Origin of the sequence: Dactylosporangium sp. NPDC048998 (assembly GCF_043197855.1) — a bacterium.
Taxonomy (GTDB): Bacteria; Actinomycetota; Actinomycetes; order Mycobacteriales; family Micromonosporaceae; genus Dactylosporangium.
The window spans coordinates 1-13,872 of the sequence record NZ_JBICTV010000070.1 but is presented as its reverse complement, the minus strand read 5'-3'; the positions used below and the strand labels follow the sequence as shown (position 1 = coordinate 13,872).

At 69.1% G+C, this 13,872-nt stretch carries 14 protein-coding genes and 2 pseudogenes; 8 read left to right on the top strand and 8 right to left on the bottom strand.

Annotated features, from left to right (window positions below; all coding sequences use genetic code 11):
• A pseudogene (locus ACGFI8_RS47225) lies at positions 1-238 on the top strand (hypothetical protein); the annotation flags it as partial.
• Between the two features lie 279 nt (positions 239-517).
• A complete protein-coding gene (locus tag ACGFI8_RS47220) occupies positions 518-1,651 on the top strand; it encodes an FAD-dependent monooxygenase (protein WP_392815488.1) in 1,134 nt (377 codons plus the stop codon).
• Between the two features lie 419 nt (positions 1,652-2,070).
• Here ACGFI8_RS47220 and ACGFI8_RS47215 read toward each other — a convergent pair whose 3' ends face one another.
• On the bottom strand, positions 2,071-2,805 hold the full coding sequence (locus ACGFI8_RS47215; protein ID WP_392815485.1) for a winged helix-turn-helix transcriptional regulator: 735 nt from the start codon (positions 2,803-2,805) through the stop codon (positions 2,071-2,073).
• A gap of 77 nt (positions 2,806-2,882) precedes the next feature.
• Between ACGFI8_RS47215 and ACGFI8_RS47210 the strand changes: the two genes are divergently transcribed.
• Positions 2,883-3,638, top strand: coding sequence for a DUF899 family protein (locus ACGFI8_RS47210; protein ID WP_392815483.1), 756 nt, complete (start codon positions 2,883-2,885; stop codon positions 3,636-3,638).
• Between the two features lie 70 nt (positions 3,639-3,708).
• Here the strand turns inward: ACGFI8_RS47210 and ACGFI8_RS47205 are convergent, their stop codons facing one another.
• Positions 3,709-4,563 carry an IS5 family transposase gene (locus tag ACGFI8_RS47205; protein WP_392815481.1) on the bottom strand — a complete coding sequence of 285 codons (855 nt, stop codon included), beginning with the start codon at positions 4,561-4,563 and terminating at the stop codon, positions 3,709-3,711.
• A 433-nt stretch (positions 4,564-4,996) separates the two neighbouring features.
• On the opposite strand from ACGFI8_RS47205, the gene ACGFI8_RS47200 reads away from it, so the two are divergent.
• From ACGFI8_RS47200 to ACGFI8_RS47190, 3 genes are all read left to right on the top strand, one after another.
• Positions 4,997-5,386, top strand: a complete 390-nt coding sequence (locus tag ACGFI8_RS47200; RefSeq protein ID WP_392815479.1) for a sigma factor-like helix-turn-helix DNA-binding protein — start codon at positions 4,997-4,999, stop codon at positions 5,384-5,386.
• A gap of 2 nt (positions 5,387-5,388) precedes the next feature.
• Positions 5,389-6,486, top strand: a complete 1,098-nt coding sequence (locus tag ACGFI8_RS47195; RefSeq protein WP_392815477.1) for a hypothetical protein — start codon at positions 5,389-5,391, stop codon at positions 6,484-6,486.
• Between the two features lie 457 nt (positions 6,487-6,943).
• A complete protein-coding gene (locus tag ACGFI8_RS47190) occupies positions 6,944-7,828 on the top strand; it encodes a haloalkane dehalogenase (RefSeq protein ID WP_392815474.1) in 885 nt (294 codons plus the stop codon).
• 654 nt (positions 7,829-8,482) lie between these two features.
• Here the strand turns inward: ACGFI8_RS47190 and ACGFI8_RS47185 are convergent.
• From ACGFI8_RS47185 to ACGFI8_RS47170, 4 genes are all read right to left on the bottom strand, one after another.
• A complete protein-coding gene (locus ACGFI8_RS47185; protein ID WP_392815472.1) occupies positions 8,483-9,817 on the bottom strand; it encodes a hypothetical protein in 1,335 nt (444 codons plus the stop codon).
• On the bottom strand, positions 9,814-10,344 hold the full coding sequence (locus tag ACGFI8_RS47180; RefSeq protein ID WP_392815469.1) for a SigE family RNA polymerase sigma factor: 531 nt from the start codon (positions 10,342-10,344) through the stop codon (positions 9,814-9,816). Before ACGFI8_RS47180 ends, ACGFI8_RS47185 begins: the two co-directional genes overlap by 4 nt.
• A gap of 76 nt (positions 10,345-10,420) precedes the next feature.
• Positions 10,421-10,570, bottom strand: coding sequence for a hypothetical protein (locus ACGFI8_RS47175; RefSeq protein ID WP_392815467.1), 150 nt, complete (start codon positions 10,568-10,570; stop codon positions 10,421-10,423).
• A 291-nt stretch (positions 10,571-10,861) separates the two neighbouring features.
• Positions 10,862-11,236, bottom strand: a complete 375-nt coding sequence (locus tag ACGFI8_RS47170) for a hypothetical protein (RefSeq protein ID WP_392815494.1) — start codon at positions 11,234-11,236, stop codon at positions 10,862-10,864.
• Here ACGFI8_RS47170 and ACGFI8_RS47165 point away from each other — a divergent pair.
• A pseudogene (locus ACGFI8_RS47165) lies at positions 11,201-11,416 on the top strand (transposase); the annotation flags it as partial. The gene ACGFI8_RS47170 and the pseudogene ACGFI8_RS47165 overlap by 36 nt on opposite strands.
• A gap of 653 nt (positions 11,417-12,069) precedes the next feature.
• Here the strand turns inward: ACGFI8_RS47165 and ACGFI8_RS47160 are convergent.
• The gene (locus ACGFI8_RS47160; protein ID WP_392815466.1) at positions 12,070-12,405 is read right to left on the bottom strand and encodes a hypothetical protein; all 336 of its coding nucleotides are present in this window, start codon (positions 12,403-12,405) and stop codon (positions 12,070-12,072) included.
• Between the two features lie 29 nt (positions 12,406-12,434).
• On the bottom strand, positions 12,435-12,650 hold the full coding sequence (locus ACGFI8_RS47155; RefSeq protein ID WP_392815492.1) for a hypothetical protein: 216 nt from the start codon (positions 12,648-12,650) through the stop codon (positions 12,435-12,437).
• Between ACGFI8_RS47155 and ACGFI8_RS47150 the strand changes: the two genes are divergently transcribed.
• Positions 12,564-13,064, top strand: a complete 501-nt coding sequence (locus ACGFI8_RS47150) for a tyrosine-type recombinase/integrase (protein ID WP_392815490.1) — start codon at positions 12,564-12,566, stop codon at positions 13,062-13,064. The two genes, ACGFI8_RS47155 and ACGFI8_RS47150, sit on opposite strands and share 87 nt — an antisense overlap.
• Positions 13,065-13,872: the final 808 nt, after the last annotated feature.

Genomic DNA, 13,872 nt, shown 5'->3' with positions numbered 1-13,872 from the left:
TTCGGCGATGGGTCAGCAACGCCGATCTTGGACACCCTCACCCCATCTACCTGGCAACGACACAGGCCGGGATCTTCAAGGCATCAATCATCTAGGGACCGACAAGACGGCACAGGTCATCATCGCTGGGCACGCCTTCATGCAGAACCTGCGGCGCGGGCACTACGAACTGGCCGTCGATGCCCCGGCGGCAACGCGAGTCGCTGCTGCGTTTGCCGAACTCGCCAGGGCGATCTGACCTCGGAACGAGAACGAGTTCAACGCGTCCATCGATCCCCCAACGCAACAGCGCCGTTCCGAGTCACTCTCCGTAGAAGTCGATCACGGCTGCTGCGTCCGGGTAAGGTGCCCGGATCTGCTTGAGAACCGTGCATGCCGGCCAGGGCTGGGCGTCGGTCAGGTGACGGCCGCCGATCGCTGGCGTTGACGGTGATGTCGAGAGCCCCTCCGGCCTCGGCGTCTGGCGGTACGTTCAGGGCGCGCCGGCCGGTGGTGTCGTGGATCTATGCTCGCAATCATGCGGACGGTACTCATCTGTGGCGCAGGCGTGGCCGGCCCGACCCTCGCCTACTGGTTGGCCCGTGCGGGGTTCCGTCCCACGGTGGTCGAGCGCGCGAATGGCCAGCGCTCCAGCGGCAGCCCGGTTGACGTCCGCGGCCCGGCCCTGTCGGTGGTCGAGGAGATGGGCTTGGTCGACGACCTGCGCGCGGCGGCCACGCACGCGACCGGCATACGGTTCGTCGACTCGGCCGGCCGGCTGAGCCGTCGGATATCAATGCCGGCCGGCCACAGCACGGCCGGTACCCGCGAGATCGAGCTACCCCGCGCGGACCTCGCCCGGATCCTCTGTGCGGCGGTTCGCGACGACGCGGATTTCGTCTACGACGACACCATCGCGCGACTCGACCAGGACCCAGGCGGGGTGGACGTCTGCTTCGAACGCGGCCCGGCCCGTCGGTTCGACCTCGTCGTTGGGGCCGACGGACTGCACTCGACGACGCGGCGCCTCGCCTTCGGCTCCGACCGCGAGTTCGTCCGCCACCTCGGGATCTATGTGGCCACCACGCCGCTCGGTGAGCCGCCCGAGCAGCCCCACGACGTGCTGCTTCATAACACGCCGGACCGGCTCGTCGCGATGCACCCGGTTCGCGGCGACGTAGGTGTCGCGTTCATCTTCCGGTACCGGGCCGTCGCCGGTTTCGACCACCGTGACCTCGCCCAGCATCGCCGGATCCTCGCCGAGGCGTACGCCGGGGAACACGGCTGGCGGGTGCCTGAGCTGCTGACCCGTGCGCTACGGGTGGACGACCTGTACTTTGACGCGGTCAGCAAAGTGGCGCTGCCGTCCTGGTCGGCCGGACGGGTCGTGCTGTTGGGCGATGCGGCGGCCTCGGTGTCGCTGTTCGGCGACGGTTCGAGCCTGGCTATCGCCGGTGCCCATACCCTGGCCGCCGCCGTCGCCGAAGGCGACCACGTCACCGCATTCCGGCGGTACGAAGTCGAGCACCGACGCCGCACCGATGCACGGGCGCGCGGCGCCGGTCTCGTGGCCGCGATGCTGATCCCGAAGACCCGGGCCGGCATCCTCGCCCGTAACGCGGCAGCCAGGCTGCTGCTAACCGGCCGACCGAGCCGTACCGCCGGACCATGAGCAGTGGCACGTCGGCAGTCGCCGACACCTGCGCAGCAGAGGAGACCCTGTGTGCTGCCCAGGACTGTACGTGAAGTGCCGGGATTGACGACCACGCAGGAGCGATCTATCGGTAGAGCGCCCAAGCCCCGACCGGCGCCAGGCCATCCGATAGGCAACCGAGCCATCGGCACGGTGCCGCCCCAAACCAACACGCCGCCGGGGCGAGGCCGCGTCGGAATTGCCAGCGCCCGAAACCGCCCGCGACATCGGCATCTTCAGCGTCGCCGAACACATCGATGTCGCAGCGAGCCAGCCGCTGCAGCTGCACTACTTGTCGGGAAAGGCGCAGATCTGCTGCGCGGCTTCGGCGAAGACTCCGGCGGTTGGTGACGCTCCCCGCGTTCGTCCTGGCTCGGGATCCGGTCTTGTCCTGTGCGTCACCGCTTCGGGACAGTTTGTTCGGCGGACGGCTGTCCCGCTTCTGTGGACCGGAGCTGCCGGTTGCGTGTTGATTCTGTGGGGGCCGGGACGTGCACGGCCACAAGTAGACGGCGTACGGCCTCGGGATCACCGATGATGACGGCGCCCGCGGCTACGAGCCCGGCCAGGTCGTCGTCGCCGAAGGCGGCGAGGAGGGCGTCCGTCGTGGTGATCAGGACGGCGTCCGGTTCTTCGGGCGGCACGTGGGCGATCTCGGCGCCGGCTGGCGTGAAGCGGACGCCGAACACCCCGGCAGGACCGTGGTCGAGTAGTTCAATCCGCAGCGTCGCCCCAGGCCGCTCCGGCGTCGGTACGAAATAGGTCCGGATGGCCAGCATGGCGCTGTCTGCGCTCACGAAGAGCTGTTCCGCGGTCGGCGGAGCGGCTAGTGCCCACGTGCCGAGCGCGACCACGATCGGCTCGAGGCCGCGACCCCACGCGGTCAGCTCGTAAACCCGCACACTGCCTGGCGGAGGCAGCTGCCGGCGGCGTACGACGCCGGCGTCGGCCAGTTCTCGCAGCCGGTCGGCAAGCGCGTTCGGGCTGGCGGTCGGGAGCGCCTGCTGCAGGTCGGTGAACCGTTTCGGCCCGAGCAGCAGCTCGCGCACCACGAGCAGCGACCACCGCTCACCCACGATGTCGAGGCCGCGCGCGATGCCGCAGGCCTGTCGATAGCCCCGCTGAGCCGGCATGGACAACCTCTCTAGTGTGCTTGCCCGATCATAGCATTCACTATTAGTGTCATAGCACTCGATGCGAGGAGGAACCCATGTCCACGCCAGCGGCACCCCCGCTCACCGATCGCCAGACCTGGCAGAAGCAGCTCGACGAGCTTCGGCTCCGCGAGAAGGCGCACACCCGCGAGGGTGACGCCATCGCCGCGGCCCGCCGCCGGCTTCCGATGGTCGAGGTCGACCCGACGACCCGCCTGATCGGTGCCGACGGACCGGTGCCCCTGCTCGATGTCTTTGAGGGCAGGACCCAGCTGTTCGCGTCGTACCATATGTGGCATACGGGCAGGCCGGCCGCCGAGCAATGCGAGGGCTGTACGTTCTTCACCGGCCAGGTGCTCGAGCTGTCCTACCTGCACTCGCGCGACGTCACGTTCGCGGTCTTCTGCCAGGGACCGTTCGAGGAGTCGTCGCGCTACCGCGACTTCATGGGCTGGCAGGCGCCCTGGTACTCGGTGCCCGCGGAGTCGCTCGACTCCCTCGTCGCCGGGCGCGCGTTCGGGATGAAGGCGTGCTACCTCCGCCAGGGCCGCCGGGTGTTCGAGACCTACTGGACCACCGGGCGGGGAGTCGAGGCGATGGCGCCGTCGTACGGGCTGCTCGACATGACCGTCTACGGTCGCCAGGAGGACTGGGAGGACTCACCGGAAGGCTGGCCGCAGCACTTCCGCACCAACGGCGACCAGTTCCGGCTCGACGGGCGACCCGCTTCGCAGTGGTCGCGCCTCGCCGCCGGCCGTGACGACGACCTGGGCGCTACCGTGCCCGCCGTCAGCGAGCACCACTGCCACTGAGGTTCGGCGCCCTGTCCATCTCATGAAACAACCGGCCGAGTGCGCGGATCTAGAGCGACCGTCAATTGGATCACTTGAGGCGGCGGGTGGTGGGTCTGGTTGACCAGCGATACCGGGTTCGGGCCTCGCGGATGAGTGCACGGACGGTGACGAAGGCTGCGGCGAGATAGAGGAAGAAGTCCACGATCTTGCCGTCGCGGTCGGTGCAGCGGCGTAGCTTGCCGTAGCCGTTCATCCAGGCGTGGGTACGCTCGGCGACCCACCGTTTGCCGACCTGCACCGGCGCGGGGACACCCTTGCGGGCGATCTCGCCGTGCAGCCCCAGCCCGTCGAGCAGGGTGCGGGTGACGTTGGAGTCGTAGCCGGCGTCGAGATGGACGGTGACGTCGTCGGGCCAGTGGGCGCCGACCTGGTCGGTGGCGGCCTGCAGTGTCGGGCCGAGCAGGGGTGAGTCGTGGCGGTTGGCGCCCGCGGAGACGATTCCGAGGGGGACACCGGCGCCGTCGGTGGCGGCCGAGCGTTTCAGGCCGCCCTTGCGTCTGTCCACTGGGGACGGTCCGGCCTTGTCTCCACCGCACGGGGCCTTCGTGATGCACCCGTCCGCCGTGATGTCGGCCAACTGCAGGCCGATGATCCGGTCGTAGGCTGCGAGGGCCACCGCATGGACGCGTTCGGCGATGCCGGCGGCCGCCCAGGTCTTGAGCCGACGGCGGATCGTGGAATCCGACCAGGCAGCGGTGGCGATCCGTTCGTAGCCCGACCCGTGGACCAGCGCGTCAACGAGGTGTTCGAACACCACCCGGTCGGGGATGCGACGCCGGTGGCAGCCCAACGGATGATCGGGATGGAACTCGCTGCGTTCGGGCAGCAGCGCGGCGAACTCGACCCAGACGGGTTCCAACAGCGATGATGGGATGGCAGGCACGGGCGTCCTTGTCGGTCACAGAGCGTCGAGAACTCCGATGATCGACACGCCCGTGCCTGTTTGCTACCCCGAACCGTCGTCCTGACCGACTTCCGCCCAATTGACGGTCTTTCTTAGTGGATCTTGGCCGTGTGAGCCAGTGGTGGATGCGGGAGATGGCACTGTCGAGCCTCACCTGCATGCCGGCGAAACGTTGCAGCATGCAGCCATTGAGTGGTCCACCGACCGCGCCGTTGGGTGTTCCCGGTTGCCCGGGGTGGCGAGGTTTCGGAGTAGATGGGGTCAACAGAATGCCGCCGCCGGGTCGTTAGTACTGCGTGACGGATGGTGTGAGTTTCACCGACTACGTGCTGACGCGTGGCCCGGCACTGGTCCGGCTGGCGCGCCTGCTCGTCGACGATGCCCACCGCGCAGAGGATCTGGTACAGGACACGTGCTGGTCCGCGCCTACCCACGATGGTCCCGAATCGCGCGTGCCGAGCAGCCCGACCTGTACGTGCGGCGCATGCTGGTCAATCTGCACGGGTCGTGGCGGCGGCGGCGTTCCAACCGCGAGCTGCCGACTGACCTGAGGGCCGACACGTTGGCCGGCGTCGACCATTCCAGCGCCGGCGCTGCCGAGCGGGTGGTGCTGTGGGAACGCGTACGGTTGCTGCCGCCGCGGCAGCGAGCCGTGATCGCCCTGCGCTACTACGAGGACCTTGACGACACCCGGATCAGCGAGATCCTGGGCTGCTCGCGGGCGAGCGTGCGGACGCACGCGATGCGCGCGTTGGCGGCCATGCGAGTCCAGCTGCGCGAACCCGAGGGGACACGGTCATGAGCATGGACGTGGAGACGCTGGTCGGAACGTTGCGGGCCCGCGCGGACGGTGACACCGACGCTGCGGCGCTGCTGGCGGGGGTGACCCGGACGCGGCGGCGGCGTAGCCGCCGGATCGCGGCCGGTGCCGCGGCCGCCGCGGTGCTCGCGGTGGGCGGGCTGGCGGCCCTGGTCGTTCCCCGTTCACCTTCCGGCGGGTACGCCGTGCCCGAGCCGCCGTCAGCCACGGGCCCGGCGGCGGTTGCGGCGACCGTGGGCTCGGACCCGCTCGTGATCCACTTCGGCGTGGGCCGGTTTCCCTATCCGGTGCGCACCACTGAGTGGTCGGTGGTTGACGGTGTGGAAAGGCTCTCACTGTGGGGGAACACGGTGACCTTCGACGACCCGCATGAGCACGATGACACGGAGTTCTTAGTGGACCTGGCGCTGGCGGCGCAGGCATCCTCGGCTCCTGTCACCGGCGCATGGGAGCCGACACCCAATCCGCACACCTCCAGCGGACAGGGCGAGCAGGTGACGGAAACCTACAACGGGCAGGTCTCCGTCGCCGGACAGCCGGCGAGAGTGATCAGCCGTCGGAACACGGACCGCGGCATGACCCAGAACATCGTCTCCTGGGAACCGACCCCGGGCGTGTGGGCGCAGTTGTCTGTCCGTGGCCCGCTGTCGCGTGACGAGACCATCGCGTTCGCGAGCACGCTGCGGCTGGACGTCACCCACCGGTGCGCGGTGCGGGTACGCGTGACCGCTATGCCCGAGGGTGCCCGGTTGACCGGCTGCCGGACCAGCGCCGACTCGTCCGCGGGCTGGCTGCAGGTGCGTGGTCCGGCGGGGACGATCTCGGTGGCGGTGGCGGCCTCCGCCGTGTTCGATCCAGGCACCACACCGACGGCTGACGCCCCGGCGTCCGCTGCCGGGACGTCGGGGAAGGCTCGGCTCCGCAACGGCTGGACCTATGAGGTGCTGGATCCGGCCGGCAACACGCAGAACTACACCGCCGGGGTCCGGATTACCGATCCCTACCTGGAGATCTTCGCGCAGGGCGGCTACGGCCTCGCCGACGTGCTGCTGTTGGCGGGCGGCCTGTCCAGAGCCGGCTGAGGACATCCGCCCCAGCCGGGCACCTGCCGCGTCACTCCTTCGGAGCGTGCGCTTCCCTCCGCTTCGCCTTCAAGAGGTCCGCGAGGCGCACCCGGCGCCTTGGTGTCGCCGGATGCCGTACGACGCCTCGAAGAAATTTGACTGGCCTGCGACAGCAAGATCGGCCGTTCCATCGCCTACGACTACCTCCATGAGGGCATCACCGGCTTGGCCGCGTGGGCGCCGAAGCTGGAATCGGCGCTGCTGGCGGCGAAGGTGGCCCTGCGTCCGGGTGTACCTCGGCCCGGGCCGGGCAGCAAAGGTGCCGACGAAGCAACGTGTCAACGATCCTTTGGGCGATTCGTGTCGCGAACACGGTAGGTGGACGGGCGCTGCTCTTGCGCCCAGCGAGAAGGGTAGATGTGAAGTCGCACGCGAACGGCAGATCGCGCGGAGATCTCTTCTATAAGACTGGAGAGTGGCTGTGGCAGTCCAAGCTCAGGATCAACACCATCGCGAACGCATCACTGTCGGCGGCACCGACATGAGCTACGTCGATGTTGGTGAGGGCAAGCCGGTGATCTTCCTCCATGGCAACCCGACGTGGTCCTACCTGTGGCGCAACGTGATCCCCTATCTCGCTGACCAACGACGATGCCTCGCGCCTGACCTCGTCGGCATGGGCCAGTCCAGCCCCGCTCCGGACGGGCGGTACCGCTTCGTCGACCACGCCAGGTATCTGGATGCCTGGTTCGACACCGTCGTGCCGGATCAGCCGGTCGTCCTGGTGCTCCACGACTGGGGCTCCGCGCTCGGCTTCTGGTGGGCCTTGCGCCACCAGGAGCGGGTCGCGGCCATCGCCTACATGGAGGCGATCGTGCAACCGAGGAACTGGGTGGTCTTTCCTGGGGATCGGCGTGGGCCCTTCCAACGTCTGCGCTCTCCAGAGGGAGAGCGGCTCGTGTTCGAGGAGAACTTCTTCGTCGAGGTGGTCCTTCCGATGAGCATCATCCGCCGCCTCGACGAGCAGGAGATGGAGGCCTACCGAGCGCCGTTCCGGGAGCCGGCATCGCGCACGCCGACGCTCGTATGGCCGCGGGAACTGCCGATCGGGGGAGAGCCGCGCGACGTTGTGGAGATCGTGGAGCAGTACGGTGGCTGGCTCTCCAAGTCGCCGGTTCCGAAGCTCCTCATCAAGGCGGAGCCCGGCGCCATCTTGGTCGGGCGCACCTACGAGTTCTCTCGCACCTGGCCCAACCAGCGCGAGACCACCGTGCGAGGGATCCACTTCGTCCAGGAAGACTCCCCGGATGAGATTGGCGCTGCACTCCGCGAATTCGTCGCGTCGTATGAGGCCAAGTGACGAGAGCAAGTCACCCAGGACATGCCTGAGACTGCGACCGATCAAGCGCTGCATGACGTGAGTGAACGATGCGCGTTTCCTCGCCGGAGCCACTGGGGTGATCGGCCGCTAACTGGTTCCAGTCCTTGTCGCGGCTGGCCATGAGGTGGCCGCCATGACCCGCTCGGCGGAGAAGACGGAGGACGAGCAGTGCGAGGTGATGTCGCTGATCGGTGATGTCGCCGTGAGCCAGGGTCGCGCAAAACAGCCTCATCTCACCGTCGCCCGACGGCGAGAAAACGCGTGCAGGCGGAGCCCAGGCGCCCGGATCTCGCGCCGACTGGGGCAGACACCGGGTGACCACTGGGCGCTCCCCGCACCCTGCATGCACCCCGGGACCACGCATCCAACTTCTAGGCCTGCAGCTGCACTACGAGATCGGCGGCAGTGGGAGGCCACTCGTGCTGCTCTACGGTGGCCTGTGACCATCGACCCGAATTTCGGGCTTGCTTGCTCGAATCCCTGGCGGCGACCTTCGAGACCGCGCTGCGAGCCCCGGCGACCGAGTGGACCGCGGACTTCATCGGCTCACCGGAAGCAAGTAGCCCCAGTACGTCCAGCAGCGAGCAGACCTCGATCACCGCAGCGTTTCTGGAGTACGAGCGCCGCGGCGGGTCAGCGTACTGCGTCAGTGGCGAAGGACTCCGGTCTGCGGGTGCGGAGCATGCGGCGGCGGAGGAAGAGGATCGCCGCCGCTACGACGACGGCGCCGATGCCGAGTGCCCAGCGCACCTCGGCGCGCGGGGGCCAGATCTGCGCACGGAGCGGGGGACCGTCGAAGCGTCCCTGAATGACCAGGTCGTCGGCCACGTCCAGCTGCTGGACCTGCCCGTCCGCGACGGTCAGGACCTTGGCGGGTTCGCCGGGCCGGACGGCGTCGATGGAGTGGTCGTCCATGATCCAGAACGAGTCCCGGCCGTGCCAGCCGACGAGCCGGTTCGGCCAGCCCGTCCTGCCGGCCCGGCGTTCGTCCGTGACCGTGCCGGTGACCGGATCGGCGAACTGCAGGTGCCAGCGCTGACGGCCGCGTGCCTCCAGCATCCGCTGATAGCTGGGCTGGTCACGGGCGCAGCTCGACCAGTCGCAGACCTCGCCGGCGAGCAGCACGAGGCCGGTGCCGCCGGCGTTCCATCCGGCGACCCGCTGGCGGTCGGTGAGCGGCAGTTCGGCTCGTACCGCGCCGTCCGCCGCGTCGAGGATCGTCACCCGTTGCGGTCCGGCGGACTTCCGCAGGACCAACGCGATGCTGGTGCCGTCGGGCGAGAACATCCCCTCGCTGTCGGGGGTGGCCGGGTCGACACCGGCAGCGTGCACCGTGCGGGCGCGCCCCGTTGCCGCGTCCACGACGACGATCCGGTCCTGCCTCGCCGCCGGGTCGGCCCCGGCGGGATCAGCATCGACGAACATCAGCACCTCGGTACTTCGCGGAGACCAGTCCAGCACCTGGACGGAGGAGTGCTCGTACGCGGTGAGCCTGACGGCCTGGCCCGAGGTGAGGTCGATGATCCGGTCCTTGCGGGCCAGCAGCCGCCCGTCGGGGGAGAGTCGCTGGGATCCGGCGACCGTGATCCCCCGGTAGGAGCCGTCCTGCCCGATCACCGTCGCCGGCGTTAGCGCCAGCCGGGAGAACGTGTCGACGTACAGGAACATGGCGGGTCCGTTCGGGGATCGCCCGGCGAGTTCCTGCCACGGCCACGCGGTGCCGAAACTTCTCGGCAGCACGACGTTGCCGCCATCGGCGACCCGGACCGGTCCGGGAGCACCGTTCCATCCGGGTGGCAGCGCCACGAACGCCAGCAGCGCCGACAGCGCCAGCAGCCCGCCGGCCGCCGCGGTCAGTCGTCGCCGGCGGCGCAACCGCCGGCCGCGCCGCCACAGGTCGTCGCGGCCGCTCAGCGGCCGGGACTGCTCGGCCAGATCGGCGAGGACGCTTCGCAGGACTGGAGTCATCGGCCTACCACCTTCACGACGTCGGTCAGCTCAGGGGCGAGTTTGCGCAGCCGGGCCAGGGCATCGCGGGTCTGGCTCCGGACCGTGCCGACCGAGACGCCGAGCACGCTCGCGGCCTGCGTCTCGGTCAGGTCCTCGAAGTAGCGCAGGACCAGCACCGCGCGCTGCTTCGGTGCCAGACCGGCCAGCGCCTCCCGCACGGCGACCATGGTGGTCACCGCACCGGAGATGTCGGGTCCGGCCACCTCGGGCACCGCGCCGGTCGGCACGGCCTCACGCCGGTACCGCCGTCGCCAGGAGAGGTGCTTGCGGTGCAGCACCCTGCGCACGTACGGCTCCGGATCCCCGCCGGCCACGATCCGTTCCCAGCGGGCGGCGACCTCGATCAGTGTGGTCTGCACGAGGTCATCGGCGAGATGCGCGTCCCCGGTCAGCAGATACGCGATGCGTGACAGCCCGGCGACCCGGGCGCGCACGTACTCCTCGAAGCGCTCAGACGAGGACGGATCAGTCCGGGAGATCGGCACACTACCTACACGCTCGTCGGGCCCCGTTTCTAGGGGTGTCCCGCCAATCATTCCCGCGACCGGCTACACGCACCGGCTACACGCACCGGCAGCAGGCGTCCGCGAAGACGCGGACCGCGTCGCGGTCCTCGCCGGTGCGCCACACCACCGCCAACCGGCTCGGGGACAGCCCGGTCACCGGCCGGCAGACCACGTCGTCGCGCTGGTAGAGCTCCGCGTTGCGCAACGTCGGCGAGCGGACCGCTGGCGTTGCAGATGGCTGTTCAGTCCGCCGTTCGCCGACGACCGTGCACTACTGGAGGCCCTGCTTGTAGGGCTGCGCAGACCAGCGCGACGACAGTTCCGGTCGATACTGGCGCCCCTGGACGCCCGCTACCTCGCCGCAACGGTCCACGATCCCTTCACGCCCGCATACCTGCCTTGGTGGCGCCGACGAACAGCATTGTGACGTCGCGCCGCGATGCAGCGACCCATCCGCGCGTCGGCACGAACGGACGCCGACGCGAGCCACCAGCCGTCACGTCACGTAGCGACCACTTGGCGGCCAGGTTCGCGCCCGGTGGTCAGCCGTCCCACCACTCGTCCACGATCCGCACCAGCCCCGCGCCTCGCGCCCCTGCTTGACCAGGTCGCTGGCCACGTCGAGCTGTTGCACCTCGCCGTCGGCCACGGACAGACGCCGCGAGGGCTCGCCGGGGCGGATGGCGTCGATCTCGCGGTCGTCCACGATCCACACGGAGTCGCGGCCGTACCAGCCGACGAGCCGGTCCGGCCAGCCGGCCCTGCCGGTCCGCGGTTCGTCGACGACGTTGCCGGTGGCCGGATCGGCGAACTGCAGGTGCCAGCGCTGACGGACCTGGTCCTGTCGCTGTCGGCGAAAGGGCTGACCCACGGCGAGATCGCCGCGCACCTGGACGAGGTGTACGGGACCGAGGTGTCGAAGCAGACCATTTCCACGATCACGGACAAGGTCGTGGACGGGATGGCCGAGTGGCAGAACCGGCCCCTCGACCGCGTCTATCCGGTGGTGTTCATCGATGTGATCAATGTGAAGATCAGGGATGGGCAGGTGGTCGCCGGAAGCGATCGCGGAGCTGTCCACAGTGGACGGACAGTCCACTGGATTTCCCGCGTAATCGGTCCCGCCACGCGAAGCCGATCAAGGCTCCGACCAGGGATGCCGGCCTTGTGGACTACGGATCAGAAGGTTATGGGTTCGAGTCCCTTCGGGCGCGCAGCACGATCAAGGCTGTGACCAGTGGAAACGTCGGTCACAGCCTCGATTCTGTCCCATGATGTGCCGCGATCTTCCAAATATTGGGCCATGGTGCTCTGATGGTGCTCCGTCGTCACCGTGCTGTTTCGGCGGGGGGCCCGTGCCGAACCGTGCTGACCAGTGCGTTTGTGTGCCGCCTGGTCTGGATCATGGTTCGGTCGCCGGCTCGGCGGCGCGGGCCGCTGTCCACTTCGGACACCATCGTGGATCTTCTCCGCCGGAGCGGAACGTGCCGCTTCGTTGGCGGCCTGCGCTTCATGCCCGTCCCGGCGTAGGTGCCGTGGCCACACCCGCGTCGGCTGGGGATCGCTGTTTAGCCGGTTCGCCGTCGATCGGTGCGATGGCTACCTGGACCTGCTACCGGATCCCGCCGCCTGCTGACGGGCGGTGGGCAGAGCGACGCCGCCCGATCAGGGCGCCACGACTTGCCACCGGCCCCGCCCCTCCATCTACGCCGCGGCCAGAATCTCCGCAGACTGCCGGCTCGGACACTGGTGGGTCTTCGACCGGCCGCCATTGCCGCCAGCTTGGGCCTCGACCTCGCACGACTCGCCATCGGTGCGGATGTACACGTCGCGATGCCCTCGCATCGTGCTGTCGCTGTTCCACCAGTGACGCTCGACTCTCACCCACCGACCGTATAGGGCCAGGTCCGAGTGCGGAACGATGACGATCTTGGTGGGTCTGGCGATCGCGTGCGGTTCCACCGCCGCCGACGGAGCCGAGGGCCCGGCGGCGAGGTGCCAGTACAGGATCAGCGAGGACAGCACGACGGGCCGTTCCATGGCTCGACCGCTCAGACCACCGTCAAGGGTTAGCCACCGCGGACGTGGCCGCGCCATTTCGGCCGACCGGTGCCGGCGTTGCGCGACGGCACCGGGTGCGAGAAGCGCGGCCGACCGGTGACGACGGACTCGTGTTCTGCCGCCCGGACGGCAGGCCGCTGCGCCCCGAGCACGTGCTGCACCGGCTGCACGCCCTCACCGCCGATGCCGGCCTGCCCCGCATCCGAGTCCACGACCTGCGCCACCTCGCCGCCACCCTCGTGATCACATCCGGCGTTCCGCTCGCCGTGGTCTCCAAGACCCTGCGGCACAGCACCCTTTCGGTGACCGTCAACATTTACGGCCATCTGACCCGACAGGCCGCCCACGACGCCGTCGAAGCCACCGCCGCCGCCCTCGCCGCCGCAACCCCGACCCGCCCGGGGCACCAACCGACCGGCCGCGCAGCGCCCGGTGGCAATCCCGGACGGCGCGACCACCCAGCGACCACACCCCGGTGTCCGACGCGACGGTACTCGCACAGCGTTCAGGACAGTGTGGCGACCGCGGCTCGCAGGCGGATCCGCGCCAGGTGCAGGGCGCTCGCCGCTTCGTGCGGGCTCAGACGCATCGCGGCGGCGGCCGCGGTGATCGACATACCATCGAGCAGGACGAGCTGAGCGAGTGGCCCTGCCGGTGGAGGCAGTTTGTCGAGGGCCTCGTTGACCTGGTCTAGCAGTTCGGCGGTGACGAGATCGTCCTCCGGGCCCAGCAGCTGGTTGTCGCCGCCCCAGATGTTGGGCGAGGTGATGAATCCGCCGAGGTCAGGGCCATCGAGATAGAACTGCGGGTAGAACAGGTCGGGTGTGTCGGCGTCGACATCGAGTTGCTGGGTGCGGTCCGCGACGGCGAAAGCGCTGACCTGCCGTTCGTCCGCCCCATCCGCCAGCACTCGGTCGACCAGCGCACGTGCCAGGATCTCCAGGTCCAGGTCATCGCCTACGGCCAGCGCCTCGGTCAGCACGTCCTGGACCAGGTCGTCGGCGCGGGCACGATCGAGCGAGTCGGCGAGTTGCTGCAGCGCGCTGAGCACAGCCTGTGCGTGGTCGCCCGGCGCGAGCCCGGATCGGGATACCGGCCGCGGCACGCTCTGCAGGAGAGTGTCGGTCGCGATCAGCTGTTCGGCGAAGGCTGCGCAGTCCGGGCAGCCAGCGAGGTGCTCGTCGACGACGGTTCGGATCGGGTCGGCGAGTACGCCCGTCTGGTGGTGGGTAAGCTGGCCGACGCAGTCGGCGCACGTCATTTCATCAGGCATGGCACACCTCTGTTCAGGGAGTTCCGGCCGATTCGACAAACCATCTAAGGCCCAGATGCCGTACGGTTCGCGGTTACTTATGGCGTACCGCCGGCACCTGGCACGGATAGGACATTGCGCGCACACCAGCAGCGCCCGCGCCGCGGCCACCTCGTCATTCGGCAGCGGATAGA